This is a genomic window from Rhizobium ecuadorense, from assembly GCF_001187535.1.
GTDB classification, from domain to species: domain Bacteria; phylum Pseudomonadota; class Alphaproteobacteria; order Rhizobiales; family Rhizobiaceae; genus Rhizobium; species Rhizobium ecuadorense.
Genome location: NZ_LFIO01000935.1, coordinates 59,026 through 85,362, shown reverse-complemented (window position 1 = coordinate 85,362; position 26,337 = coordinate 59,026). Strand labels below are relative to the sequence as shown.

At 59.8% G+C, this 26,337-nt stretch carries 28 protein-coding genes and 2 tRNA genes; 4 read left to right on the top strand and 26 right to left on the bottom strand.

Annotated features, from left to right (window positions below):
- Positions 1-43: 43 nt before the first annotated feature.
- A complete protein-coding gene (locus AF337_RS16595) occupies positions 44-1,081 on the bottom strand; it encodes a class I SAM-dependent methyltransferase (protein WP_049732896.1) in 1,038 nt (345 codons plus the stop codon).
- 230 nt (positions 1,082-1,311) lie between these two features.
- Between AF337_RS16595 and AF337_RS16590 the strand changes: the two genes are divergently transcribed.
- Complete coding sequence (locus AF337_RS16590) at positions 1,312-3,258, top strand: putative bifunctional diguanylate cyclase/phosphodiesterase (protein ID WP_049732895.1); 1,947 nt, start codon at positions 1,312-1,314, stop codon at positions 3,256-3,258.
- 119 nt (positions 3,259-3,377) lie between these two features.
- On the opposite strand, the gene AF337_RS16585 is transcribed toward AF337_RS16590, so the two are convergent.
- The 9 genes from AF337_RS16585 to AF337_RS16545 all read right to left on the bottom strand — a co-directional run bounded on the left by AF337_RS16585 (position 3,378) and on the right by AF337_RS16545 (position 12,846).
- Positions 3,378-3,929, bottom strand: coding sequence for an NADPH-dependent FMN reductase (locus AF337_RS16585; RefSeq protein ID WP_049732894.1), 552 nt, complete (start codon positions 3,927-3,929; stop codon positions 3,378-3,380).
- Between the two features lie 53 nt (positions 3,930-3,982).
- Positions 3,983-5,101: an alcohol dehydrogenase catalytic domain-containing protein gene (locus tag AF337_RS16580; RefSeq protein ID WP_190238022.1), complete on the bottom strand. Its 1,119-nt coding sequence runs from the start codon at positions 5,099-5,101 to the stop codon at positions 3,983-3,985.
- 105 nt (positions 5,102-5,206) lie between these two features.
- On the bottom strand, positions 5,207-6,364 hold the full coding sequence (locus AF337_RS16575) for an amino acid ABC transporter substrate-binding protein (RefSeq protein WP_244471275.1): 1,158 nt from the start codon (positions 6,362-6,364) through the stop codon (positions 5,207-5,209).
- Positions 6,365-6,511: 147 nt separating this feature from the next.
- Positions 6,512-7,513, bottom strand: a complete 1,002-nt coding sequence (locus AF337_RS16570; protein ID WP_049732892.1) for a VOC family protein — start codon at positions 7,511-7,513, stop codon at positions 6,512-6,514.
- A 97-nt stretch (positions 7,514-7,610) separates the two neighbouring features.
- Entirely contained in the window at positions 7,611-8,927 is a 1,317-nt protein-coding gene (eno, locus tag AF337_RS16565) for a phosphopyruvate hydratase (RefSeq protein WP_049732891.1), read from the bottom strand.
- Positions 8,928-8,990: 63 nt separating this feature from the next.
- On the bottom strand, positions 8,991-9,518 hold the full coding sequence (locus AF337_RS16560; protein ID WP_244471274.1) for a cupin domain-containing protein: 528 nt from the start codon (positions 9,516-9,518) through the stop codon (positions 8,991-8,993).
- Positions 9,519-9,558: 40 nt separating this feature from the next.
- Positions 9,559-10,266, bottom strand: a complete 708-nt coding sequence (locus AF337_RS16555; RefSeq protein ID WP_049732889.1) for an ABC transporter ATP-binding protein — start codon at positions 10,264-10,266, stop codon at positions 9,559-9,561.
- A complete protein-coding gene (locus AF337_RS16550) occupies positions 10,256-11,998 on the bottom strand; it encodes a branched-chain amino acid ABC transporter ATP-binding protein/permease (RefSeq protein WP_049732888.1) in 1,743 nt (580 codons plus the stop codon). Before AF337_RS16550 ends, AF337_RS16555 begins: the two co-directional genes overlap by 11 nt.
- 2 nt (positions 11,999-12,000) lie before the next feature.
- Positions 12,001-12,846, bottom strand: coding sequence for a branched-chain amino acid ABC transporter permease (locus tag AF337_RS16545; protein WP_193393632.1), 846 nt, complete (start codon positions 12,844-12,846; stop codon positions 12,001-12,003).
- A 364-nt stretch (positions 12,847-13,210) separates the two neighbouring features.
- Between AF337_RS16545 and AF337_RS16540 the strand changes: the two genes are divergently transcribed.
- Positions 13,211-14,212 carry a LacI family DNA-binding transcriptional regulator gene (locus AF337_RS16540; protein WP_049732887.1) on the top strand — a complete coding sequence of 334 codons (1,002 nt, stop codon included), beginning with the start codon at positions 13,211-13,213 and terminating at the stop codon, positions 14,210-14,212.
- A 185-nt stretch (positions 14,213-14,397) separates the two neighbouring features.
- Here AF337_RS16540 and AF337_RS16535 read toward each other — a convergent pair whose 3' ends face one another.
- The 13 genes from AF337_RS16535 to AF337_RS16475 all read right to left on the bottom strand — a co-directional run bounded on the left by AF337_RS16535 (position 14,398) and on the right by AF337_RS16475 (position 22,883).
- Positions 14,398-14,898, bottom strand: coding sequence for a carboxymuconolactone decarboxylase family protein (locus AF337_RS16535; protein ID WP_244471273.1), 501 nt, complete (start codon positions 14,896-14,898; stop codon positions 14,398-14,400).
- A gap of 172 nt (positions 14,899-15,070) precedes the next feature.
- A complete protein-coding gene (locus AF337_RS16530; protein WP_049732885.1) occupies positions 15,071-15,850 on the bottom strand; it encodes a fumarylacetoacetate hydrolase family protein in 780 nt (259 codons plus the stop codon).
- Positions 15,851-15,967: 117 nt separating this feature from the next.
- On the bottom strand, positions 15,968-16,276 hold the full coding sequence (locus AF337_RS16525; protein ID WP_193393631.1) for an MBL fold metallo-hydrolase: 309 nt from the start codon (positions 16,274-16,276) through the stop codon (positions 15,968-15,970).
- A gap of 491 nt (positions 16,277-16,767) precedes the next feature.
- Positions 16,768-16,843 (bottom strand) — tRNA-Phe (locus tag AF337_RS16520).
- A gap of 281 nt (positions 16,844-17,124) precedes the next feature.
- A complete protein-coding gene (gene yacG, locus AF337_RS16515) occupies positions 17,125-17,337 on the bottom strand; it encodes a DNA gyrase inhibitor YacG (RefSeq protein ID WP_049732883.1) in 213 nt (70 codons plus the stop codon).
- 33 nt (positions 17,338-17,370) lie between these two features.
- The gene (locus tag AF337_RS16510; RefSeq protein ID WP_010028866.1) at positions 17,371-17,991 is read right to left on the bottom strand and encodes a Maf-like protein; all 621 of its coding nucleotides are present in this window, start codon (positions 17,989-17,991) and stop codon (positions 17,371-17,373) included.
- A 55-nt stretch (positions 17,992-18,046) separates the two neighbouring features.
- The gene (gene infA, locus AF337_RS16505; protein ID WP_003545338.1) at positions 18,047-18,265 is read right to left on the bottom strand and encodes a translation initiation factor IF-1; all 219 of its coding nucleotides are present in this window, start codon (positions 18,263-18,265) and stop codon (positions 18,047-18,049) included.
- Positions 18,266-18,388: 123 nt separating this feature from the next.
- Positions 18,389-18,874, bottom strand: coding sequence for an arsenate-mycothiol transferase ArsC (locus AF337_RS16500; protein ID WP_193393630.1), 486 nt, complete (start codon positions 18,872-18,874; stop codon positions 18,389-18,391).
- Positions 18,871-19,344, bottom strand: a complete 474-nt coding sequence (locus tag AF337_RS16495; protein WP_049732881.1) for a UPF0262 family protein — start codon at positions 19,342-19,344, stop codon at positions 18,871-18,873. Before AF337_RS16495 ends, AF337_RS16500 begins: the two co-directional genes overlap by 4 nt.
- A 4-nt stretch (positions 19,345-19,348) precedes the next feature.
- Complete coding sequence (gene hisD, locus AF337_RS16490) at positions 19,349-20,647, bottom strand: histidinol dehydrogenase (protein WP_049732880.1); 1,299 nt, start codon at positions 20,645-20,647, stop codon at positions 19,349-19,351.
- Positions 20,648-20,762: 115 nt separating this feature from the next.
- Positions 20,763-21,194, bottom strand: coding sequence for a DUF2948 family protein (locus AF337_RS16485; protein WP_049732879.1), 432 nt, complete (start codon positions 21,192-21,194; stop codon positions 20,763-20,765).
- A gap of 96 nt (positions 21,195-21,290) precedes the next feature.
- Positions 21,291-22,583 carry a UDP-N-acetylglucosamine 1-carboxyvinyltransferase gene (gene murA, locus AF337_RS16480; RefSeq protein ID WP_049732878.1) on the bottom strand — a complete coding sequence of 431 codons (1,293 nt, stop codon included), beginning with the start codon at positions 22,581-22,583 and terminating at the stop codon, positions 21,291-21,293.
- 105 nt (positions 22,584-22,688) lie between these two features.
- Positions 22,689-22,883: a hypothetical protein gene (locus AF337_RS16475; RefSeq protein ID WP_049732877.1), complete on the bottom strand. Its 195-nt coding sequence runs from the start codon at positions 22,881-22,883 to the stop codon at positions 22,689-22,691.
- 154 nt (positions 22,884-23,037) lie between these two features.
- On the opposite strand from AF337_RS16475, the gene AF337_RS16470 reads away from it, so the two are divergent.
- Both AF337_RS16470 and AF337_RS16465 read left to right on the top strand, forming a co-directional pair.
- A tRNA-Thr gene (locus AF337_RS16470) sits at positions 23,038-23,112 on the top strand.
- 155 nt (positions 23,113-23,267) lie between these two features.
- Positions 23,268-23,618, top strand: a complete 351-nt coding sequence (locus tag AF337_RS16465; protein WP_049732876.1) for a hypothetical protein — start codon at positions 23,268-23,270, stop codon at positions 23,616-23,618.
- A 247-nt stretch (positions 23,619-23,865) separates the two neighbouring features.
- Here the strand turns inward: AF337_RS16465 and AF337_RS16455 are convergent, their stop codons facing one another.
- From AF337_RS16455 to AF337_RS45460, 3 genes are all read right to left on the bottom strand, one after another.
- Positions 23,866-24,294, bottom strand: a complete 429-nt coding sequence (locus tag AF337_RS16455; protein ID WP_049732907.1) for a hypothetical protein — start codon at positions 24,292-24,294, stop codon at positions 23,866-23,868.
- 139 nt (positions 24,295-24,433) lie between these two features.
- A complete protein-coding gene (locus AF337_RS16450) occupies positions 24,434-26,113 on the bottom strand; it encodes a right-handed parallel beta-helix repeat-containing protein (protein ID WP_049732874.1) in 1,680 nt (559 codons plus the stop codon).
- A complete protein-coding gene (locus AF337_RS45460; protein ID WP_082336822.1) occupies positions 26,110-26,337 on the bottom strand; it encodes a hypothetical protein in 228 nt (75 codons plus the stop codon). Before AF337_RS45460 ends, AF337_RS16450 begins: the two co-directional genes overlap by 4 nt.

The window sequence follows — 26,337 nt, the reverse complement described above, 5'->3', positions numbered from 1 at the left end:
GCGCATGTGGCGCAAAACCGCTGCGCACTTTTGCGCGACATGCTTAGGGCTGTCGTTCAATTTCACAGTAGACAACGCTGCGGTTCGCGCCGGGCCAAACAGACACCTTCACATCCGCCCCAGTCACGCTCTCGGTGGCGATCACGCCCATCTCGCGTTCTGACCGCAACAGCAGCGCCCAGTTCATAAATGTCTCCATATAACCATCGACGTCCGTCTCCGGGGAGAAGTTGGCGAATAGGAAGATGCCGCCAGGCTTAAGCATACTGACGCACTTCTTGGTCAGCTTCACGGCCACCGCGTCCGGCAGATAGTCATAGAGACCCGCGGCATAGACGAAATCGAACATTCCCAGCGCATGCCTTCCGCCGAGCAGCGATTTGACCGACCCGTTGACCGCCTCGACGGATGTGCCGGCGAAATCGCGGGCTACGGTTCCAACGCTCACCGGGTCCTGATCCAAAGCCACCCAGCGTTTGATCGCGCCGGCGCCGAGCGCGCGCGACAAGGGCCCCTCCCGAAGATGCCCCGACGCGATGGCCAGGACTTCGGTGGAACCAGGCCGAGCCGAAGCGATTTCGTCTACGCGGCGCGCCAGAATGTCCCGACGCTCCCTTACCGCGATGGATGACGAAGCATTTCGAGTATAGGCGTAGATCGAACGTCCCAAGGTGCTCGACGATGCCACGGCGTCCTCGACCTCAGGCCTGCCGTAGATGAAGTCGAGAAGACGTGCATCGCCGGAATAGCCGCGCGGCTTTTCAAACGACCAGCGGGTCAAAGGATCTTGATGCAGATAGTGAGCAACTGGATGAGATTGCGCGATCGGAACGATGACGTCCCACACCTGCGGATGAAAGCGACGCCGTAACTGATGCAAGGCTTCAGCCAGACGCTCGATTATCGCATTAGGCGCAACGCCGGATTTGAACTGACGGGCTGACACGTCCAGGCTGATGGCAAGCTCCGCCTTCGCGACAACAAGGTCGCTGGGATTTGGCGCAGCAAACCTCCTTGCGGCCTTACGCATTTCACCGGGCACAACAAGACTTTCACCATCCAAGACAAGATTTCGTGCCATATCGAGACCTCGTTGACATCGCGTTAAGCATAATCAACCTCGAAATGGGATGCGACTGGAATCTACACGGGATAGGAGTAATTCTACTATTGCGGGCGGGAACCTGCTCCTCTACGAATGTTAAGTAATAAGACAAACCAGTCGCAGGTTGCCGAATGACATTTTGGAGGGCGCCGAAGCATGGGTTACTTTTTACCTTCTTTAGATCGTAACCAGGCTGGTATCGTTGCATGAACGCGTCTTACGCTCCTGTGCAGCGCGATGAATCAACCGGCGGCTTTTCCTTTTCCGAGGCTTGCAAGTCTCTAGAAGCTGAAAATGATGCTGTCCAAAGGCAAAGCTCACGGCATGGTCTTTGGATCGCGGTCGCCGTTTACGTGTCCTTCGCCGTTCCCGACCAATGGCTTATTCCTGACGTTGCGCCTGTGACGATCGCCGCGCGATTCGTGGTTGCGACGATCGCGCTGTTGGTTTTCGAAGCCTTGCGACTGGCAAAAGCGAAAACCGTCTGGCTGGACGTCACATGCGCCTCTGCACTGCTTGTGGGTTATGTGGGCTGGCTTTACCCGGCGATCGGCACCCGTGACGTCACGGCCATGTCATACTACATGATTTTTGGCGCCATCTTCATGATGGGCGCCAACCTGTTTTTCACTTTTCCGTTTCGGCTGTCGGTGATTACCTCCAGCTTCGTGCTCTGCGCATTTTTCATTACGATCGAGGTGGTTTTTCCTTCGAGCCAGACCTACAAGCTTGCTTTTGGAATGTTCTACATTTCTTGCTTTGTCTTCACGACTTCGATCAATTGGCGATTGAATATCGAGCGTCGAAACGTTTTGCTGAACGCGGCGGAGGCTCGCTATCAGCACTGGGAAGCGTCCGAGCGTGGCCGGTCGCTGCTCGAGCTTTCAAATACCGATTACCTGACGGGCATCAGCAACCGACGCGCGCTGGATCGGCGACTCGACGAATGCTGGGCCGCCTGGAAGGACGAACGCCGCGACTTCGTGGTGTTCCTCATCGACGTCGATTTTTTCAAACGCTTCAATGATCGCTACGGGCATCAGGAAGGAGACCGATGCCTGACTGTCATCGCCAATGCGCTGAAGGCGGTTGTAGAATCGTCCGGCGGCATGATCGGCAGGTATGGCGGCGAGGAGTTCATCGTGGTCATGCCGGCTGGGATTCCCAAGTTCGCGATGAACCTGGCCGAAAAGATCAGAATGGAAGTCGAGCTTCTTGCGATTGCGCACGACGGGCGTCCTGATGATAGCCCGATCGTAACCGTCAGCATTGGCGTCGCCTTCACCCGCGAGAAAGTGGGGGAGAAAGTCGAACGACTAGTGCGTGAGGCCGATCTTGCTCTCTACAATGCCAAAGCAAGTGGCCGAAACTGCATTCGCAGGTTTGATCCGTTGCTGCCCCGCCCCGACGACAATGCCGGTAAACTCGTCCCGTTGCTGACGGCCGCCATTGATCGCAAACTGGTTTCTCTCGTTTACCAACCGATCTTCGACGTGACCAACGACAAAGCAAGAGCCGTCGAGGCTTTGATGCGGCTTCGGATGCCGGACGGCACCGCGGTCTCGCCGAAGACATTCATTCCGGTTGCGGAGCGTACGGGGGCAATCCTCGAATTGGGTAAATGGGCGATCGAGACGGCATGCCGCGATATACTGATGACCGATCGCATGGCGACCGTCAGCGTCAATGTGTCGCCCATACAGCTGCGTTCTCCCGGCTTTGCTGCGAGTGTTGCCGATATTCTTGCCCGGTGCGGGGTCTGCGGGTCGCGGCTGGCCTTAGAAGTCACCGAGGGCCTTGATATGGATATGCAGTCGGAGGTGCTTAAATGCATTGCAGATCTGCGGGTTCTCGGCGTCGAAATCTGGCTTGATGATTTCGGCTCCGGCTTCGCGGGCCTCTCGTGGCTGAGGGCGATCGAGTTTCAGACGGTCAAGGTCGACCGAACCTTCCTGCACGACTGCTCCAACCCGCGCGGGTTGACGATGCTTCAGGACATGATTGCCCTCATCCGTAATCGTGGCAATACGATCCTGGTGGAAGGCGTCGAAACGGCAGCACAATTGTCCCTGCTCAAGGATCTTCGCATTGACCGCGTCCAGGGCTTTCATATGGGAATGCCGGTTAGCGCTGAACTTCTGAGCGCGGCATAACTCGATCCTCAGGGGCCTCGAAGACGGTTGATTGCAGACGCGACGTCGCCCGCGATCTTGAGTAAAAGCCATCGCGCTGTTTTCCGCGATGGCAATTGCGACTTCGCATCTGGCTCGGCTCAGAACCGAGCGACCCAGCTTTCGAACGCAACGAGGAAGCTTTCAATGAATTTCTGGGTTCCTTCGTTGAGGAATACACCATGGTCACCGACCAATTTGTCGGCCGTGCTGAGGTAAACTTCAGGCTGAGGCATGGTCGGCACGTTGATGTTGGTCAGCATAAGCCTAAGCTGAAGTGCGGCGGCGGCGCCACCAATGAGGCCCGGAGAAGCCCCGGCCACCGCACCGGGCTTGTGATCCCACACGCTTTTCCCGAACGGCCGGGAACCGATTTCGATCGCATTCTTCAAGGCCGCGGGTACGGATCTATTGTATTCCGGCGTCACGAAGATTGCGCCATCGCAAGCCTTGATGCGCTCACGGAAGGACGTCCACTCCGTCGGCGGCGTGTCCGTCTCCAGGTCCTGATTATAGAGCGGAAGATCGCCGATCGGTACGATTTCCAGATTCAGTCCGTCGGGCGCCACTTTCTGCATTGCACGGGCAAGCTTCAGGTTGATCGAAGCCTGACGAAGGCTTCCGACCAGGACCGCGATATCTTTCATGGACATGTTCTCTCTTCTCGCGTGAGGTAGGCGCCGGCTATCGCCGGCGCCGGTCATTGTTACTGACAGGAGGCAGGGATCGGCGGGACGACCACGTAGTTGCTGAAGCCGCCATCGCGCTCCCCAATGCCTGAAATGGCTTCGTTCACTCGCTCGAGCGGATAGATCTTGTGCTCGAGATACGACAGGTCGAGCGCGCCGGTGCGAACCATGTCGGCCATTTCCTGCCCCTGGGCAGCGCTGAACCAGTTCGAGCCGATGAGCTGAACCTGCTCGTCCATCAGCCACTTCACATCGACCGGAACATCTTCCGCGACGCCGCCAACGACAACCACACGGCCGCCGCGACGCACGCCGCGCATCGAGTCGACGACGGTCGCGGCGGGGGCTCTGGCACCCAGCGCACTGATAACGAAATCCACTCCCTCGCCGCCGGTCTGGGCCTTCGCCCATTCTCCAGTCGAGCCTTCGCCGAGCATGATCGTGTCGATGCGGTCGGGAGCGATCGCCTTGATACGGTCCATCAGCTCCTTGTTTCTGCCGGTGCCCAGAATTTTGGAGAGGCCCATTGCAAGAGCGAGCTTGGTGGCCGCGACGCCGAGCGTGCCTGTGATCCCGTCGATCAGGCAGACCTGGCCGGGTCCGGCCTGTGCATTCTTCAGGGCGCCGTAGGATGTCCCGAGGTAACCGAAGCGACCGGCCTGTTCGAAGCTGAGATTGTCCGGCAGGCATACGAGTGAGTATTCCGGGGCCGTCATGTACTGGCTGAAGCCGCCGTAGGGATAAAGATCAAAGATTCTTTGACCGTCGCGGCTGGTGCTGAAGTACCCATTCAAGGTGTAGTAGCGGCATTGACTGCGGTTGCCTGAGCGGCACGCCTTGCAGGAACCGCAGGATCTGAGAGGGCTGACATAGACACGGTCGCCAATTTTGACATTGGTGACCGCTTCGCCGACTTCGGCGACGACCCCGGCCGGGTCCAGGCCAAACACCGCCGGAAACTTCGGCAGCGGCTGGTGGGGAAACCAGGTCGGCCAATTGTTGATGACGTTGGCCATGTTGGGCACGATACCGCAGGCCCTGACCTGCACCAGGACGTCGTTGGGCCGGGGCGTGGGAACCGGAATCTCATCCAGCGACATCGGCTGATGCAGAGCATGCAGCCGAGCGGCGATCATAGTCTTAACCATTAACTCCTCCATAGGGACATCGGTCGGACCTTGCCCGACCGAATGCATTTTTTCAGTTTCAGACAGGTGCGCGGCAGTGCCGTGCGGCTTTCGTCAGAGGGCCAGAAACTCCTTCCCAGCCGGTCGGAAATCCGCAGGCCAGACAGTCACCCAATCCTTCCCTTGAACTTGCTTGAGCTTCGTCGAAGGCTTGCCGGCATTAAACTTGCCGTCGAAAGTCCTTGGACCGACGACCGTCTCGACGGTGTTTGCGCGCAACCACGCAGCCATCGCGGCATCGTCCAACGTCCCTGCCCCTTCTGCCGCCGCTGCAAGGATTTGCCACGCGGCATATTCGACAGCGGCCTGATACTCGGCGTGCGGATACGGGAAGCCCGCCGCCGCCGCCTTGCTGTCATAAGCTGTTGCGAATTCCTGAGCGCCGTGATTTTTGAGGAACGGCTCGTGCTCTTCGAACCAGGTCAGCGAGGTCAAGCCGTTGGCTTTGGGGTGCGCTGCGGTCGGGCCGGGCGCCGGGAACAGGTAGAATTGATTCCGTGGCTGGTATTCGATCCGGCTCATGGCATCGAGAAGCTGCACGGCCTCCATGCCGATCGCACCGGACCACAACAGATCCGGATCTGCCGCCTTGATGCGGTTGGCGATGGCGCCGAAGTCCTTGGTACCGAACTCGTATTCAAGCTCCAGCACGTTCTTGATGCCACGCTTCTCGGCGACCTGTTGGCCGCCCTTGGCGATCGTCAGAGCCGACGGGAATTTGCTGGTGATGAACGCGATCGTCTTCGGAGGAGTCGGCAGGCTGGCATAGGCATCGAGAACGATCTCAGTGTCGGTCAACTGCGGCTCGGCCCCGATCGGAAGAGACGGGAACTGCAGCGGATAGGGTGCGAGACTCGGGTCCCCGAGGCTGCTTTGAACAAGCATCTTCTTGAAACGGGCGGCGACGCCCATGGCTGCGATAATCGAGGATGTGCCATACGGCCCCATCAGCAGGTCGACCTTATCGGCCGTCACCAGGCGCTCATAGAGCGTTCGAGCATTGGCGGGAAGCGATTGGTCGTCGAGAAGGACGAACTCCACCTTTCGTCCGAGAATACCGCCTTTGGCGTTGATCTGTTCGACGAACAGTTCTGCCGCGAGCTTATGGATGGCGCCGACGCCCGCAAGCGGTCCTGTCAACGGCAGCGTTCCTCCGACTCGGATCGGCCCTGCTTGCGCGAAAGCCCTCGGCATCGAGCCGAAAGCTGCCACGGCGGCGGCAGATCCGAGAAATGCACGTCTGTTCAATATAATGGAGTTCGCACTCATCTCATCCTCCCAAGTGCTTCCAGCATGTCATCGCGCTCACGGCTGTCGCAGCACGTCAGTCTCCTGCCATCCGCGATACCGCAGCAGGTCTCAGCTCTTCGCCAGCTCTTCTGCGTAGCGTTCCAGCGTCATAGGGTTCGGCATTTTGTCGGGGTGCTTCAGCGGTACTCCGGTAAATTCGCTGGCCTCGAAGAACCACTTCGACACCGCCGGCATCCCCCAATGCACATTGGTGCTCAGGGATGCCGCGTCCCAACGAATGGGCTCCAATTCCGCGTCAATCGTGGTGTAGTGGCTGTTGAAGAACTCCACCCGATGTCCATCCGGATCGCGCAGATAGACGAACAGGACTCCCGATGGTCCATGGCGCCCGGGGCCGCGCTCGACACTGTCTCCATATCCATAACGGCTGGCAAAGTCGCACACCGCGAAGATATCGCTGCTTTCCCCAACCGTGTAGGCAAAATGATGCAACTGCGGGCCGATGCCGGGCACCAATGCCAGATCGAGGCAGACACCTTTGCGATACATGAAGTTCGCGATGAGATTGTCTCCCGCCGCGATATATTCGGACGTCCGGAAACCGAGTTCGCCGTAGAACGCGCTTAGACCGAGCGGATCGGCAACCATGACCTGGCAATGGTCCAGGCCCTGGGCCTTGGCGCCACGATGTTCATGCACCTCGAGAAACTTGCGGGGATGGACGCTCATGCTGGAGCAAAGCTCGATGCGAGCGCCCGACGGATCGCTGACCAGCAACGTGCGTCCCTGATTTCGAACTTCGACCCATTCCGCCGGCAGCCCTTTCTCGTCAAAGAAGACCTTGGCCTTGTCGAGGTCCTCCTCCAGAAATACCCGATACCCGATCCGCCTGCATGTCGGCCGCCCGCCGGCAGGCGCCAGGACGAGGCTGTGATGGCAGGCTTCGGACAATCCGCGGAGATATGAAACACCATCCGCGAATTCCGTTTCAACCAGGCCGCCGACATTCACGTAGAAATCGCGGCTAAGCTCCACATCGTTGACTTCAAGCACGACGTGGCTGAAGCGCGTGATGTTGAAGGGAGGTTTCAAATTAACAGCCGGAAGCATGTTGTCCTCATCTGCGTTGCTAACGTTAGCATAAAATGGCCGATTGTTTTGTCAACGTCCGTTTTTGAGCGAGACCCGCAACCGGCCCATCCAAATCCTAACCTACCGCGGCAACCGCGGCCGGCTTTTCAGCCAAGTCCAGCGCCGACCAGCCGGCGAATGAAGCCTCTTTTCCAAGCGCCTCCTCGATCCGGAGAACCTCGTTCCACTTGGCCATCCGTTCGGAGCGGGAGAACGATCCGACCTTGAGCTGCCTGGCATCCCAGCCGACCGACAGATGGGCGATCGTCACATCTTCCGTCTCACCGGATCTCGCCGAAACGATTGTCCGAAAACCCGCCTTTTTGGCAACCGAGAGCGCGTCGAACGTCTCTGTGATCGTGCCCGCCTGGTTCGGTTTGATCAGAACCGCATTGGCGCTTTTATCCTTGATCGCTCCGGTCACCCGCGCCGCATTCGTGACGAAGAAGTCGTCGCCGATGATCTGGCAGCTGGAGCCGTAACGGGCGGTAAATTCCTTGAAACCATCAGGATCGTCCTCGGCGAGCGGATCCTCGATCGAGACGATCGGGTAGGCCTTCAACCAGCCGCCAAGCATGTCGATCATCTTGGCCGTATCGAGCTGCCGATCTTCCAGCGCCAGCGAATACTTGCCCTTACGGCCGAATTCGGAAGCCGCAATGTCAAGGGATATCGCAACCTCGGCGCCTGGCTTCAGCCCCGCGGCCTCGATCGAGCGCACCAGGGCATCGAGAGCCTCTTCGTTGCTGGTGAAGGCTGGCCAGTAACCTCCCTCGTCCGCCACGCCCTGGAGCTTGCCGGCACGTTTCATAATCTCACCCGCAGCGCGGTAGACTTCTGCGGTCCACTCCAAAGCCTCCGAGAATGTCGAGGCGGCGGGGCACATGATCATGAAATCCTGGACGTCGACCCGGCGCGCCGCGTGTGCTCCACCGCCGAAAATCTGGATTTCCGGCAGCGGCATGGTAATTCCCTTGTCGGAGCCTGCAAGATATCGCCAGATCGGTTGATCGGCCGCCGCCGCTGCGGCGTGAAGCAGCGCCATCGATGTTGCCACCGATGCATTTCCACCCAGCCTGCTCCGGTTCTTAGTGCCGTCAAGCTCGATGATGGCGTGGTCCAGCTCGGCTTGATCCCTGGCATCCCGGCCAACCAGCAGCTTGGCGATCTCGCCGTTGACGGCAGTCAGGGCCTTGTTGATGCCCAGGCCGGCAAAGGCGCTGCCGCCGTCACGAAGGTCGAGAGCTTCGCCGGTGCCGGTCGATGCGCCGGCGGGTGCGATGGCCCGGCCGATGGCACCGGAGGCCAGCTCGATTTCTACCTCGACGGTGGGCCTGCCACGAGAATCCCAGACGCGGCGGCCCTGCACTTTTCGGATTTCGGTGTTGGTCATGTTCAGTTGGTCCACATGGTCAGATTGAAATTTTGGCTCATCGAGGCCTCGGAGGCCGTCCTCTTAATCCGTCGTATCGGCGGTCCGTGCGCCAACCAGCACCACGGCGATGGTTGCCGGTCCGTCGCTTTTGTTTCGCCAGGCATGGCACGTTCCATTCTGTACGAAGGCGTCGAACTGGCCCAAGCGGGTCTCGTTGCCATCGTCGAGTTCCATCCAGATCTCGCCGTCGAGAACGATTCCATAATCGACGGTGGGCGTTTGATGTTTGCCATCCGGTTCGAAGCGTTCGGCCAAACCGGGACTGACCGCCAGATTCTCCGCCATAGCTGCCGGACCGTCAAAGTCCGGCGACATAAAAACGGCATCCGGTGGGAACGTTAGCACTAGAAACCGCGTTTCGCCGGGCTCCGGGACGAAGCTTGTCACCTGCGAAGTGGGATCGGTTCCGTTGAACGGCACGGCCGTCGAAGCCGACGTCGACCAGATCATCCGCGACACCAATCCGGGCACCGTCCTGAATATGTCCGTGCGCGGCACGGCACCGTCCTCAGCGAAGCTGGCAGCACCCTTATTGCCGTGCTCGGTCACAACGCGCCTGATATGCACGGGAACTCTCCCGCTCGACGTTTCAGATGCCAAGATAGGCCTCCCTGATGCTTGGATCGTTGATGAGAACCTCAGGCGTTCCGGAGGCCGTCACGCGGCCCTGCTCGATCACGTAGGCCTGATGGGCGATTTCCAGCGCCTTGTTGACGTTCTGCTCGACGAGCAGAACGGCTACGCCTCGCTCGTTGATCATCTGGATGATTTTGAACATTTCCCCGACGATCAACGGCGACAGCCCGAGCGACGGCTCGTCCATGAGCAGCACGCGCGGCTTGGCCATCAGGCCACGGCCGATCGCAACCATCTGCTGCTGCCCGCCCGACAAGGAGCCCGCCAATGAAGCCTGGCGCTCTTTCAAAACAGGGAAAAGCTGAAACACCTCAGCGAGCGTGGCGTCGCGCTCCGCACGAGCGAGCGAGCGGTAGGCACCGAGCAGCAGGTTATCGAGGACCGTCATTGCGGTGAAGAGACGGCGCCCTTCCGGGACCACCGCTATGCCGTAGTCGCAGACCCGGTGGCTCGGCACTTTGGAAACGTCGTTACCCTCGATAACGATCTTTCCTTTGTGCGGCCGAAGAATGCCGGCGATGGCGTTTACCAGCGTGCTCTTGCCTGCGCCGTTCGGGCCGACGACCGAAACGATCTCGCCTGGCCTTACACTGATGGACAGGTCCCACAGAGCGATCGCATCTCCGTAGCCGACCTCGATCCTATCGACCTCAAGCAGCATGACTGCCTCCCAGATATACGCGGACCACTGCCGGATCCCGCATCGTTTCGCTTGGTTGTCCAAGCGCCAGAACTTTGCCCTGATCCAGCACCGCGACACGGTCCGCCAGCGCGACAACCGCCCTCATGAGATGTTCGACGAAGATGATCGTCGTACCGCCGGCCTTGATCCGCTTGATCATTTCGACCGCGTGGTCGACCTCGGCCGGATTCAAGCCGCAAAGCACCTCGTCGAGCAGGAGCAGCCGCGGTTTTGCAGCCAGCGCCCTGGCGAATTCGACAAACTTCCGGTCATGCAGGTTCAGTGCGTCGGGCAGAACGCTGGCCTTGTCGGCCAGGCCGGTGAAGGCGAGCGCCTCCCTGGCGACTGCGTCGGTCGCAGCCGGGCCCATGCCATCCGCACCGCCGAATTTCGCGCAGAGCTCAACGTTTTCGAGGACGGTCAGATTGTCGAACAAACGCGGGATCTGGTAGGTCCGCGCCACGCCCTGCTGCGCGATCCAGTGCGGTGATCGACCGGAGATCTCCTCGCCCTCGAGAGTGATCGTACCTGAGGTCATGGCGTAGTGGCCGCTGATCATGTTGATCAGTGTGGATTTGCCGGAGCCATTCGGCCCAACCAGGGCCAGGATTTCGCCGCGCCAGACGTCCAGGCTCACGCCGGTCAAGGCGCGGATACCGCCAAAGGACTTGGTGACATCCTCGCATTTGAGCAGCACCGGATCCGAACCTGCCGCGGTTGATGGGGCGAGCTCAGTAACGGCCTGGGCAGCCGCCTTAGCTGCGCCAATTCCGCTGCGTTTGCCGGCGTACCTGCGAATAAGGCTGGGAACGATGCCTGACGGCAGCACCAGAATGACGACGATCAGCGCAAGGGCCACGCCCGCACGGCCGAATTCCGCATGAGCGCCGCTGACGATAGCGCTCTGCAGCACGGTGATCATGACCGCGCCGATCGCAGGCCCGGCCCAATGGCGCGTACCGCCAAGAATGCTCATGAGCACGACATAGAGGGGCACGGTCACAGCAAATGTCTCACCAACCGTGACGTATCCGACATATACGGCGTGGATCGCACCCATTGCACCGGCAAGCGCCGACGAGACGGCAAACGAGATCAGCTTATAGCGGAACGTCGGAACGCCCTTCACCTCTGCGACGTCTTCATCGTCGTGGATTGCCAGCAAGCCCAGACCGAATTTGCTGTGAAAGATGAAGTATGAGGTGGCCAGCGCCGCAAGAGCCGCGATAAGCCCGAACATGTAAAGGGAACCGGACGCCGTCGCGCCGATCATCGGGATTTCGATCCCCGAGAGGAAGACGCCTGTGCCGGAGTCCAGAGAGGTGTTCGACACAATGGCCGCGATGACAAACGTCACCGACAGCGTCAGCAGCGCGAAAAACTCACCGCGCAGAGCGCCTGAGCGAAAGACAACCAAGCCAATCAGAACGGCGACCGCGGCCGCCAGCAGGGCCGCGGCAGGAATCGTGGCGACGAAAGGCCAGGACAACTGCGTCGTCAACGTGGCCGTCGTATAGACACCAATCCCGAAGAATGCGGCGTGACCAAAGCTCCAGTAGCCCGTGTAACCGCTGAGGATGCCCCAGCTCGTTGCCAGCACGACCCAGAAGAAGATGATGTACAGGTAGGAAAGGTAGTAATCCGCCATTCCCAGATAAGGCAGCGAGGCCAAAATCGCCACGATCGGTGCTGTGATGAGAAGCTTTTTCATGGTCAAATCACCGGTTTACGCAGGAGGATGACGATGAGCACGCTGAATGCCACGAGCGGCGCCCAGGCGGGATTGACGACGGACATGGTAAGGCTCTCGGCCACGCCAATCAGCACTCCGGCACCCAGCGCCCCGATGGGGCTGCCCAATCCGCCAATGATGGCGACAGCAAATACGACGCCGATCCAGGCCTCGATTTGAGATGGCGCCAAAGTTCCGATCAGGGCAATGAAGACGCCGGCGATCCCGGCTGTCGCCGAGCAAAGGCCGGCCAGAATATATGACACACGCGTGGCATTGATTCCGAATGCCGACGCTACGGGGGCGTCATGGGCAGCGGCACGCAGCGCCTTGCCGAGCATGGTCCTGTTCAACGCGTACCAGGCGCTCCCAGCAAGCACGCCGGCGCAGACAAAGGCCGAAAGGTCCAGCACGGGCACGAAGATCGGGCCGAGCCGGATGGTGGTCTGGGCATAGGGTGTTTCGTAACGAAGGAAGTCGGCCGACCAGACCCATTGGATCAGCGACTCGATCAGGATCGTGACGCCGAACGTCACCAGCAGAGAGGCGAACTCCTTCACCTTGAAGTGCACGAACACGCTGTGCAGGGCAACGCCGAGCGCAAAGAACAGCGGTGCAATCAGAAGAGCGCTCAAGAATGCCGGAACGCCATAAACGGTGCCAAGCTGGTAGGTCAGGTAAGCGCCAAGGAAAGCCAGCGCGAAGTGGCTGAGATTCACCAGCCTCAACAGGCCCCAGCTCAGGCTGAGACCCATCGCCAGCAGGCCATAGATCCCGCCCAACAGGACGCCGCCAACAGCGGATTGCAAGAAGAGAGCGGCGGTCATCGGGATCCACGCCCTGCTGAGGTGATGACCGATGCCAGGAATACCAGAACACCCATACGTTATGCCTCCTCCCGTTTGCGCTAACGTTCGCACAAACATTCGTCCCACAGCACAGCCCTCATGTCAACGGCTTTGACGACGTTAATTGGCACCCAAGCTCCGCGGCGACCGTTGCGCCGTTGGCACGGCAAGCCCGGGACCGGGATTAATGGACTGAAATATTTCTATTTTATCCGGCAATCCATCATCGCGACCGAGTAGCACGGGCAAAAATAAAATCATTGCTACTTAAACGGTATGGAAGGTTTGACATCTGCGACATCAATGCTATCGTTGGCCAAAGCGATCATTCGAGCCAGGCACAATGGTAACAATTAAAGACATAGCCGCGATACTTCAAGTTTCCCCCTCGACCGTCGGCCGCGCTCTTGCCGACGATCGCCGCATCAGCGCCGAGATGAAGCGAAAGGTGAACGAAGCGGCAGCTCAGGCGGGGTATGTTGCCAATCGCGCCGCACGGATGATGCGCGGCGTTCAGAGTAATCTCGTCGGGCTGATCGTTCCAGATATCAGGAACAGCTTTTATTCAACGATCGCCCATGCTCTCTCGCGCTGCCTTCTATCGGCGAATTACCAACTGACTTTGTGTGAAACCGACGACGACCGCATGCACGAGCTTCGTCACATCAAGGAACTCACAAGCGTCAACGTCGCCGGGATCATTCTCGTCCCGAGCGCCAAGCCTCATCCCGATTCTGCGCGGATCCTGAAGATGACGCCTCATATCCAATTGCTGCGAAAGGCACCGCTGCTCGGCGACCAATGGTTTGGGATTGATGACAGACGGGCGCTTTACGAGAGCACTGAACATATCATCAATGCAGGTCACAAACGGATCGCTTATATCGGCGGCACGGAAGAACTGCCCACCGGCGCGGCGCGAGTGCAGGGCTTTCGGGACGCCGTCAAAAGCTCCGGCCGAGCCATCATCGTTCACGAGGAGCTGGGCGCGCCCTCCTCGCCCGAATTCGGACGGGAAGCCGTGCGCCGCCTGCTTTCCCTGAAGGATCGACCGACAGCGCTTGTGATCGGTGCGGTACAAAACACCTCCGGAGTCATTGACGAAATCCAGGACCAGGCCTTGAGCGTTCCTCGAGATATTTCGGTCGTCGGATTTGGCGATGAGCTCGGATATCGGTGGTGGGGTCCGGGACTGACGACCGTCCAGTTGCCCGTTTCGGAGTTGGCGACCGCCTGCGGGCTTTGGTTCCTGCACCACCTGCAGAACAAGGGCGACCTCAGCAAGCCCTATAGCTTCATTTCCCCGCCCCAACTGGTCATTCGCGGCAGCACCGGCGCTCCATAGGTCGGTAAACGCCTGCTCAAGAGCGGAGAGGTGCACGTCTCACGCAACGTGCACCTCTCTTGTTTGGCCGTGATTCATCCGCCAGCCCAGGGCAAGACGCTGATAGCTCCGGATTGCGAAGATGAGCCGCCGCCAAAATCATGTGGCAAGCCAGCGAGGTTAAAAGCGCCCCGTTGACCGATCCATCATCGATACCCCTCTTCGAGATCGATCTTCAGCGCGCCCATCAGACGAACACCGGAGTTATACCAGGCAACGTTGATGGCGAGCTCGACAAGCTGCTTTTCGGTCAAAAACCTCGCCAGCTCCTTCCATGCCTCATCGGAAACATCGACGTTGAGCGTCGACTCCTTGGCAAACGCCATTACGGCCTTTTCCTGTTCGTCAAAAAGCTCGGAAGTTTCGAAGTTCGGTATCGCGTGAAATTGCTCCTCCGACAGCCCGGCCTTGAGGCCATGAGAATGATGGTGCCTCACCTCGTATTCGGAATTTGTGCAATAGCCGACGGTAAGGATAGCCATTTCTCTTAGCTTGGGACTGAGATCGGCTGCACGCACGGCATTGGCGTAAGTCAGGAAGTCGTTGAGGATCGCCGGGGCATTGGCGAGCGCAAGGAAGATGTTTCCCGTTGGAACTTTCCTTTCGTTCAGCAGGCGCGCGTTGAGCGCCGGCTCCGTCTCGGCCAACTCCGAATTCGAGACATATCTTACTCGTGCCATTTCTCCACCCTTAGTTTGCCGTCGTAAATCGACTTGCCCAAATCGCCTAGGCAAACGCCTCAAACGCAGCCAAGTGCTAACGTTTGCATAAATAGCATTCCGAGACCTGAGGTCAATCGAAATCTTTCCGCATGCAAAACTAGGCCTGGCGAGAGGCGGCGACGACAGGATTGTTCAAGATGCCGATGCCGGGAATTTCGACTTCGAGCTCGTCGCCCGGCTGGATTGGGCCAACGCCGGGCGGCGTGCCGGTCATGATCACATCGCCCGGCAGAAGCGTCATGAAACGGCTGAGATAGGCAACGATGTCGGCCACCGAGTAGACCAGATCTCGCGTGTTTCCCGACTGTTTGACCGTCCCGTTTTGACGAAGGACGACGTCCAGATCGGTCGGATCAAGATCGGTGATGATGGCCGGGCCCATCGGGGCAAAGGTATCGTAACCCTTGCCTGCCAAAAGGCAGCCGAACTTGCTTTCCTGGCGTTGAATGATGCGATCGCTGATATCGTTGCCGCATGTGTAGCCAAGGACGTGCTGCAGGGCATCTTCCTTACCGATATGGCGTCCGCCCTTGCCGATGATGGCGACAAGCTCAGCTTCATAATGCACGATTTCACCGTCGCACGGATATTCGATGGCATCTCCGTTTCCGCTCGCTGCCGTGCTGGGTTTCATGAACAGAACCGGCAGCGTCGGCTGCTCTTTTCCGGATTCACTGGTGTGCTCTCGGTAATTGTAGGCAACCCCAAAAATCCGGGGTCGATCGACCGGGCATAGCAGCCTGACGTTGGACAGGTGATCCACCTCGCCGGTCCGCTCGATAGCCTTGAAGGGATCGCCGGCGATCCGTTCGACCCTGCCTTGGGTTTCGACCCCGTAATGTATGCCATCGGCGGACTGGTAGCGCACAATCTTCATATCGACCTCCTTTTTTTGCTAACGTTAGCGCATTCCCTTGTGCCTCGTCAACGCCTGGCTCGGCCATCCCTCGACAAGTCGAGCGCTCCGGAAGCAGGACTGGGCTTAGGTCGACAGCTAGTTCAACGGCACATAGGCGCAGGTCTTGTCGCCGCTGTCGCGCACGTGGCCGAGGCCCGGAAAGGGAAGGTACGCGCCGCCGATCATGTTCCGGTTCCTTGCTGCGTCGTCGAAGACGCGCCAGTTCTCGCGTTCGGCCTCAGCCTGGTCGACATCGTATCCGATCGTGACCGTTGGGTCGGCAAACTGCACTGCGGCGACATGGACGATATCGCCCCACAGGGGAAGCCGGTATGGGGCCTTATAGAGTGCCGGCGCCCGCATCGACCAGCACCAGTTTCTGACTTCCGTCTTCCCGCGAGACATTGATGTTCAGGGGCTTTGGACGGATCATTATGCGTAATGCGCCCTGGGCACGCAGTGGCGGACACGATGGACCTGGACCAGTTCGTCGCGGCGTCGCACGTGCTGCTCACTCCGTCCGGGGTGTCGTCGACGGCCGGCGGAGCCCGCATGGGCGCACAAGGACGGTCGCGGCGGTCATCAATCACCTTGCAGATGCCATGAGGATCGTCGCGGGAAGCGACCTGCTGACCTGCGTGCGAGAGGGTTTCATGAATGGACCTGGCGGAGCGCGTGCAGCCCAGCACGGATTAATCTGTCGGGAGATACCATTTGAGACGGAGAAGCTGATCTACAAGCTTGTCTGGCATGAGCGGCTTCACACTCATCCCGCTCACCAATAGTTCCGAGTGTATGCGGAACCCCGGAGAAGTCAGACAGCTGATCTTGGGGCCGCAGAGAAATCGCTTTCTGCCGATCGACGCGCCAGACCTGACGAACTGAAAGAAAAAGAATGGTGCCCAGGACCGGAATCGAACCAGTGACACGCGGATTTTCAATCCGCTGCTCTACCAACTGAGCTACCTGGGCTAACCTGCTTCCGATGGATCTTCTTTAGAAAAAGAACCGCGGGGCCTTGGTGCGCCCCGGAAGCGAGCGGGGTTATAGCATCTTGTTCGCCCATGGCAAGCGTCAAATGACTCTTTTTTGACGGTCTTGCGCGTTTTGCGGATTCATGAGGAAAAATAAGAGGTTCGCGAAGTGATCCCCTAGAGCGGTGCAGCTTTTGATGGAAGCGCGGTACCGCTCTAGCTTCTTGTTTTTACGCAATTCCGGACGGAAAACCGCTTCGCACTTTTCCTGGAATTGCTCTAGTTTTCCTCGTCCGGATATTCGGCCTTCGTCTCGTCGTCGGCAACCGGAATGGCATAGGCGCCCGTCAGCCAGCGGGAGAGATCGACCTCGCGGCAGCGGTTGGAGCAGAAGGGGTAATGTTCGCGGTGTGAGGGTTTGCCGCATTCGGGGCAAGGGCGCGCCTTGCGCAGCGGTTCGACCTTGGCGGCGGCTTTCTTGTCTTCGGGCATGATCGGTCCGTCCTAGTTCAGGAGCCGCGGGCTTCAGCCCTCCGGCCACCGGCTATGCACGTCGAAGCCTTCGCCGGTCAGAAGTACAATGGTTTCATACAGCGGCAGGCCGACGACATTGGTGTAGGAGCCGACCATCTTCTGCACGAAGGTGCCGGCCAGCCCCTGGATGCCGTAGGCGCCCGCCTTGCCGCGCCACTGGCCGGAGGCCAGGTAGTTTTCGATCTCAAAACCGGAGAGCCGCTTGAAGCGCACCTTGGTCTCGACGATCTTCTGGCGGATCTTGCGATCCGGCGTCACCAGGCAAACGCCGGTATAGACGAGATGGTTGCGTCCCGACAAAAGATGCAGCGAACTCAACGCCTCGTCGGCGAACTCGGCCTTGCCGAGAATGCGCCGGCCGACGGCGACCACCGTATCGGCGGAGAGGATATAGCTGCCCTTCCAGGTGATATCGCCCTTGATGGCGGCAAGGGCGGCTTCCGCCTTCTCGGCCGAAAGCCGGCGCGCCAGCGAACGCGGATGCTCCGACTTCTTCGGCGTCTCGTCGATATCCATCGGCATCAGCCGCGATGGTTCAATGCCGGCCTGGTTGAGCAGGTCGACGCGGCGGGGCGAGCCCGAGGCCAGAATGAGCTTGTATTTCAGCGCCATGGAACCTCGACCATCGGCAGACGGGGGGAACCCCTTTGCAAGACCTTGGACAAGCTTACTTGAAACGGTAGGTGATGCGGCCCTTGGTCAGATCGTAGGGCGTCATTTCCACAAGCACCTTGTCGCCGGCAAGAACGCGGATGCGGTTCTTGCGCATGCGGCCGGCGGTATGGGCGATGATCTCATGTTCGTTTTCGAGCTTCACGCGGAACGTCGCATTCGGCAGAAGTTCGGTGACGATTCCAGGGAATTCGAGGACTTCTTCTTTCGGCATATAGTGGTTTTCTTCCTGTGGGTTGAAGAGGCAGCGCAGCGCGCGCCCTTAAAATTTGGGCGGAAACTACACAATCAACGAAGGTTTGTGAACCTTGTTGATCAGGCTTTCCTTTATTTGTTTTCATGCCGATTGCGCGGCAATGCCATTTCGTTTGAGCAGCCGGCTTTCGATGAGGCCGGTGAGGTGATCGCGGACCTCACGGTAGCTCGCCAGAATCTGCTCGCGCGTGCCGCTGACAACCGTCGGATCCATGGTCGGCCAGTAGACGACATCGATCGCATTCGAGCGCGTCAGCTCGAGGGCTGCGTGATGGGCCGGCGGCGACAGCGTGATGATCAGATCGAAATAATCGTCCTCGAGCTCTTCCAGAGTCTGCGGCAGGCGGCGCCCGAGGGAAAGCCCGATCTCATCGAGCACGACATCGACGAAGGGATCGCGCTCGCCGGCGCGAACGCCGGCCGACCTTATATAAGTGTTGGACGGCAGAATGCTACGGGCGATGGCTTCGGCCATCGGCGAACGGATGGCATTCATCCCGCACATGAAGAGGATGGCGCCCGGTCTCTTCCCCTGCTCGATGTCGGCGGCGCGATCCATTGCCGTCATCCGCGCCAGTGGAGCACGCAGACCAGGGTGAACAGGCGCCGGGCGGTGTCGAAATCGACCTCTATCTTGCCGGCCAACCTGTCCTTCAGCGTCTGCGAACCTTCATTGTGGATGCCGCGCCGGCCCATGTCGATCGCCTCGATGCGGCTTGGCGTCGCCGAACGGATCGCTTCGTAATAGCTCTCGCAGATCATGAAGTAATCCTTGACGATCCGCCGGAAGGGGGTGAGCGACAGGATATGGGTGGCGACATTGCCGCCTTCCTCAGTGGTGATGGCGAAGACCAGCTTGGAATCGACCAGCGATATGTTCAGCCGGTAAGGCCCGCCGGCGTGGCCGATCGGCGCAAAACTGTTCTCCTCGATCAGATCGAAGATGGCGACGGCGCGCTCATGCTCGACATCGGGCGTCGAACGGCCGATCGTATCGTCGAGGACGACGTCGCAAAGCCGGAAAACGCCCGCCGCCATCCCCTCACCTTTCGAGATTGAGGCGGATCGCGACCGATCGCGCATGGGCATCGAGGCCTTCGGAGACGGCGAGCGCAATCGCTGCCGGGCCGAGGGTGCGCAACTCGCCCGGCCCGAGCCGCAGGATCGAGGTGCGCTTGACGAAATCGAGCACCGAAAGGCCGGAGGAGAAGCGCGCCGAACGCGCCGTCGGCAGCACATGGTTCGAACCGCCGACATAATCGCCGATCACCTCGGGCGTATGGGCGCCGATGAAGATCGCGCCGGCATTGCGGATGCCGTCAAGCAGCCGGTCGGGATCGGCGACGGCAAGCTCCAGATGTTCGGCGGCGATACGGTTGGCCAGCGGAATGGCCTGCTGCAGATCGGAAACCAGGATGACCGCGCCGAAATCGCGCCAGCTTATTGCCGCCGTCTCGGCGCGGTTCAGCGTCTTCAGCTGGCGTTCGACCGCCTGCTCCACAGCCTTGCCGAATTCGGCATTATCGGTGATCAGGATCGCCTGGGCGCTGACATCGTGCTCGGCCTGCGCCAGGAGATCGGCGGCGATCCAATCCGGATTGTTGTCCTTGTCGGCAATGACCAGCACTTCGGAAGGGCCGGCGATCATATCGATGCCGACGGTGCCGAAGACATGGCGCTTGGCGGCAGCGACATAGGCATTGCCGGGGCCGGTGATCTTGGCGACCGGGGCTATGGTCTCGGTGCCATAGGCAAGAGCGGCGATCGCCTGGGCGCCGCCGACACGATAGACTTCGGTGACACCGACAAGCTTGGCGGCGGCAAGCACCGCCGGATTGACCGCCCCGCCGGTGGCGGGAACGGCGATGACGATGCGATCGACGCCGGCGACCTTGGCCGGCACGGCATTCATCAGCACTGAGCTCGGATAGCTCGCGGTGCCGCCCGGAACGTAGAGCCCGACCGCTTCGATCGCCGTCCAGCGCGAGCCGAGGCCGACGCCGAGATCGTCCTCGTAGATATCGTCCTTCGGCAGCTGTCGGCGATGATGAGATTCGATGCGCAGCGCCGCAAGCTTCAACGCCCCCAGCACTTCCGCAGGCACCGCCTCGACGGCCGCGTCGAACTCCTCAGGCGTGACGCGCATCGGCACGGCGGCGAAATCGATGCCGTCGAACTTCCGCGAATATTCGGCAAGCGCCACATCGCCGCGGGCCCTGACATCATCGATGATGGCGCGAACGACTGTGTTCACATCCTCGGAGACTTCACGCTTCGTCGTCAGAAAGGCGGCAAAACGCTGCTCGAAACCTTCCGATGCCTGATCCAGCCAGATTGCCAAGGCCGATATTCCTTCTCAACTCGAAACTGCGATGTTCAAACGTCAAGCGTCAAACACTCATTGTTTTATGCATGTCGTTATCCCGGAACCGCTGCACACTTCCGGGCGACATGCATTAGCGGTGACGAGGCTTGGACGAAGCCTCCCAGGCACCGCCGATATCGGCGAGCTGCACCTCGATGCATTCGACATCGAGCGCAATCGAGGCGGTGCCGGACAGCGACAGCTCGATCGTGCCCTCCGGCCCCTCGCCCTTCTGCTCGAAACGCAACGCCAGCAGCGACAGTACCTCGTCCCGCTTGCCACGATCGATGCCGAGCGAGCGCACGGCCAGCACCCGCTTGAACACCAGGGCGGCGCGACGGCGCTCGAAACCCCGGCGCTTGCGCTCGGCACCTTCCCAGACGAAACGATTGACGGCAAGGGCGAACTGCGCGTCGCGCGGCGACCAGTCGATATCACCGACCTTGAAGACGCTGTCCTGCATATGCGCGGAAATGATCGCGAGGTCCTCGTCATCGAGCGCAACAAGCTTCAGGTCGGTCATTCAGGCTCAATCCCCAGCAGGCACCGCCGGAATGGCGATGCGTAGACAAGGGAAATAAGATGCTGCGGGCAATTACGCAACCGGGATGAGCGCTGCTTACTCGCTGATGCGCTCGACGACTGCGCCGCAGCGGGTCAGCTTTTCCTCGAGCCGCTCGAAACCGCGATCGAGGTGATAGACGCGAGAGACCGTGGTTTCACCCTCGGCGGCAAGGCCGGCGATGACGAGCGAAACGGAAGCGCGCAGATCGGTCGCCATGACGGGCGCGCCGCGCAGCCGCTGGACACCCTCGATCTTCGCCGTCTGGCCGGAGAGCGTGATCCTGGCGCCGAGGCGGGCAAGCTCCTGCACATGCATGAAGCGGTTTTCGAAGATGGTCTCGGTGACGTGCGAGATGCCGGAGGAGCGGGTCATCAGCGCCATGAACTGCGCCTGCAGATCTGTGGGGAAACCCGGGAAGGGATCGGTGACGATATCGACCGGCTTGATGCCGGCGCCATTGCGCCTGACGCGCATGCCGTTGTTGGTCGACGAGATCTCGGCGCCGGCGCGGCGCAGCGTCTCCAGCGCGGTGTCGAGCAGCGCCACATCGGTATTTTCGAGCACGACGTCACCGCCGGCCATGGCGACGGCCATGGCATAGGTGCCGGTCTCGATACGATCCGGCAGCACGCGGTGGCGGGCGCCGGAGAGCGAGGTGACGCCTTCGATGGTGATGGTCGCGGTGCCGGCGCCGGAGATCTTGGCGCCCATGGCGTTCAGGCAGTTGGCGAGATCGACGACCTCTGGCTCGCGGGCGGCGTTGCCGATGACCGTCGTGCCGCGGGCAAGCGTTGCCGCCATCATCATCACATGGGTGGCGCCGACCGAGACCTTCGGGAAGGTGTAGCGCGCGCCGATCAGGCCGCCTTTCGGCGCCTTGGCGTTGATATAACCGGCTTCGATCTCCATGGTGGCGCCGAGCGCCGTCAGGCCGTCGATGAAAAGATCGACGGGGCGCGTGCCGATGGCACAGCCGCCCGGCAGCGACACGCGGCAATGGCCTTCGCGCGCCAGGAGCGGGCCGATGACCCAGAAGGAGGCGCGCATCTTCGAGACCAGTTCGTAGGAAGCGGTGGTATCGACGATGGTGCGGCAGGTGAAATGGATCGTGCGGGCGTAGGAATCCTCCTGGCGCTCGCGGCGGCCGTTGACGGCAACATCGACGCCGTGGTTGCCGAGGATGCGCATCAGGAGTTCGACATCGGCCAGATGCGGCACGTTTTCGAGCGTCAGCGTATCGCTGGTCAGAAGCGAGGCGATCATCAGCGGCAATGCGGCATTCTTGGCGCCGGAAATCGGAATGATGCCATTCAGCTCATTACCGCCGACGATTCTGATACGATCCATGTGCGCTTACGGGCCGCGCCCGCCTTTCCTGAAAGTTCTGCCTTGAAAGAAGGTGAGGTGTTTAGGGGATTTCTTGCGAGGCTTCAATTCGTCCGGGACGGAACATTACGATTCGTCCATTTTTGCGGCGGGCAGTCCACTTGTTTCATCGGCCTGGCCGGAACGTCGGGCGCGCACCTGCTGTTTGCGTCTTGAAAGATTTTCCCGGAGTTTTTCGGCGGCGCGCTCGCGGCGCAGTTTCGCCTGTGCCTCGATTGCCTCTTTGCGGCTCTGCTGGCCGGTTTCGGTCTTGTCGTTCATGTCACAGGATTAGCCGAATTCGCGCCGATCCAAAAGGCCCTTGCATGCCAATCCACGCGAAGTTGGAATTTGCTGCTTGCGCTTGCCGCCAAGCTGTGGCAATAGCCGCCCCGTTCCCGCAATTGAGCCACCCGGCTCTACGGGTTCTGGTCCTGCTGCCGTAGCTCAGTGGTAGAGCACACCCTTGGTAAGGGTGAGGTCGGTGGTTCAATCCCACTCGGCAGCACCAGTTTTTCCCCTGAAAGACAAAGGGTTTCGTGCTATAAAAGCGAAACCAGATCTAGAACAAAAGTGCACCGGCATGCATGGATTAGCACAGCGATGTGGCACAGATTCGGCACAGTCCGTTCGCTGCGCGTTCCCTACGGCATAGGAGATAGGTGAATGGAGAGCATGGTGGAGAAGGTGGCTCGGGCTATCGAGGGGCAGGATGTCCTAGACGACGACGATAAATACCGCTCGATGGCTATAGCGGCAATTGCGGCCCTGCGCACCCCTACCGAGGCGATGATCAAGGCTGAGGCAGAATTCGACTATTACGAAGGCAACCGAGGCCGTACGAAATCTGAGGCAGAAGAGGTTTGGAGCGCCATGATCGACGCCGCGCTGAAGGAAGCAGGGGAGAAGCTGGATGCCAACGACACAAAGCCAAGTCCCGAGCGCCCTTACTCAAAGATCGATGACGATGGGTCGGTCTATTACGTCAGCGCTGAGTTCAAAGGGACTCATTTATAGTGACACAGCCCTCAAGGAAGCAGGGGAGAAGACGGAATGACGCAACCACGATGGACTGATGAAGAGCGCGCCAAGTGGCCGTATGGAGAGCCGCCAGTCAACTATGGAATTGGCATCCAGCAAGTCGGCCGCTACGCTCAATTTACAAACACATCGCGAAACTCGGTGTGGGTTTTCGCTAAGGACGGTCAAAAAATAGAGATTAAGCCGGGGGAAAGCACTGTCATCGAGATTTAGCCATTCCCGGCTAACTGATCTTCAGCCAGTGGCGAAAGGCTGAAACGGCCCCATCACTTGCCCAAGTGACAATCGCGCCCGTCGTGAGGCCAGCAAATGCGATCAGCCCTGAGACGCCGTAGCCGATAGCCTTCATGCGTTTCCATTCTTCAAGGGCTGGCTGTGTGGCCGCGTGGTTCTTGTCCACTGTTTCCTTCAGCGCCTTGATCTCCTCCCGAAGGGTGACATCTACCCCGCTGCTGATCTCCACCACCTTGTCGAGCAGGTGTATTTGTTTCATCTGCTCATCGAGGCGACGATGGATCACCGATCGGCTCTCGTGGGCGTTTTCCTTTTCGTCGCTTACATCCTCCCGTAGGAGAGCAACCTTTTCATCTATGCCGGTAAGCTTTCCTTCGAGCCGCCCGAGGGCCAGCATAAGATCTTCATTGGATGTCATTAACCCGCTGCCCTGCCCTGTCATGCCATTTACGTATGAGAAAGCTTCTTGCCGTTACTATACGCCAGCCTATTCGCGATCCCGGTGATCGTGGGTGGTTAGGCTCACCGCATTGTTAGCGCAGTGCGGTGAGCTGCATTTATGCGCTTTCAAAACAGCCGATGTCGTAGAGCCCTTGGGGGATCGCGTTCCCGTACAGATCCTGCGACCCCACAGTGATGCCGTAGAGGGCGTTGATGTCCTGGCCCCCGTTGCGACAGACCGAAGCCCCTTGCGTCTTGTAGGCGCCGAGGAGTAAGGGGTCGAAGCCGTTGATATTGCCTACGGGCACGGTCCCCACCAGCGTCGGGTTGGCGGCCTTGAAGGTAGCGCCACCGGCCACAGTCTCCTGAGTGGGGAAGGCAGTTCGCCAGTTCGAGAAGGTGGTGTAAGTGCTCGCCCCCCACTTGATGGACGTGGATGGGGACGAATAGCAGTTGCCGATGCACAGGATCGCGGGCGTGGTGCTGGTCGAGGAGTTGATGACCTTGGAGCCAGCGCCAGTCAGATACACGATGTTGTTGGAGAAGTAGGACGTGGTGAACTGGTTCGGGTTGGTGCCGATGTACAGCCCGTTCATCGAGGCCACGCTGCTGAAGATTGTGTTGCCGTAGACATTGTTCCCGGAGGATGCGCGGGCCTCCCCATTGCCGAGCAGGATAGCCCCTTTAGTCGTGGTGTTCTGCTGAGCGTCATTCTCGGAGATGTTGTACCGGATGGTATTGTTGAGCATCTGCTTGATGTTGGCGGCATCGGCATACTGGTACATCTGGAGGCCAGAGCCATAGTTGTCGTGGCTGTAGCAATACTGGATGATGCACCCTTGGCAGCCGCCATCGATGTCAAAACCTCCACCATCGGCCGTGCCGAGCCCGGTCTTGTTGTGGTGGCTCTCGCACTTCTGGATAATGGAGTTGATGCAATCGTAGAACCAGATGCCAACCGGGCCTGAGGAGTACGTGTTGTTTGCTCCGTTGTTGTATGCCTCGCAGAACTCCACCAACGCTCCCGAGCATTGGCCCAGCAGGATGCCGTTGCCGGAATGGGAGTTTGCCAGGCCAGCCTTACCAGTGTTGTTGTAAGCCTTGCAGTTCCGAATGACGGGGTTGGTATGAGACACTGGGTAGAGGTTGAGGCCGTAGATGCCCTGGATGCTGATCCCGTTGCCGTAGTAGTCCACGGCGTTGCCGGTGTTGTCGTGGGCGACACAACCATCGATCAGGATGCCGTTGAATCCAGAGGCGGATCCTGCCGCTTGCGCTGTATCCCCAGTGTAAACGGCTATGCCATCGACCCCATAGGCTGAGACGTCCAAGCGAAGCAGGGATACTCCATCGAGCTTGGAGTTGCCCAGGAGGTCATTCACCACGTAACAACCTCGGGCCGTGCTTACGGCGGAGCCGGTGCCGACGAGGATGAGATCCTGGATGGTCACGTGGTGGGGGTTCAGGGCATAGACGCCCTTGTCAGTATTCGCCCCGGCCTGGATGGTCGCTTTGCCGGTGCCATATGACCCGAACGTGGTCACCAGCCCCGAACTGCCGAAGTGCTTCCCCTCGCTTAGGTTCAACTGGCCGGTGAACGTCGAGCCGCCCTTGAAGAGAACCGAGGATCCTGGCGTGAGCGTGGCCGCATTGACCTTGCTCAGCGTCTGCCACGGGGCGGCCTGCGAAAGGCCGTCATTGGCGTCAGAGCCCGCCGGATCAACATAATAGACAGCGGTTGCCGAGCCACCAGTGCGACGGAGCGCGGTCAAGGCAGTCGATAGGCCGAGCATCATGGGCGTGTTCCGAGTTTTGAAGAGAGATCGTCGAAAAAGGTCACAGTGCGCCGCTGACGGGCATTGGCCCTATCGAGGGCTTGCCGCTCGCGTGCGAGGATCGAAATCAACGGCTGGCCTTCTGTGACCGCAGCGTGGGCTTCCTGCCGGCGCAGATCATCCGGCAATGGCGGAAGCAGCAGACCGGCCGACGCCTGCCCTTTGGCGGAAGCCGCACGGTTCAG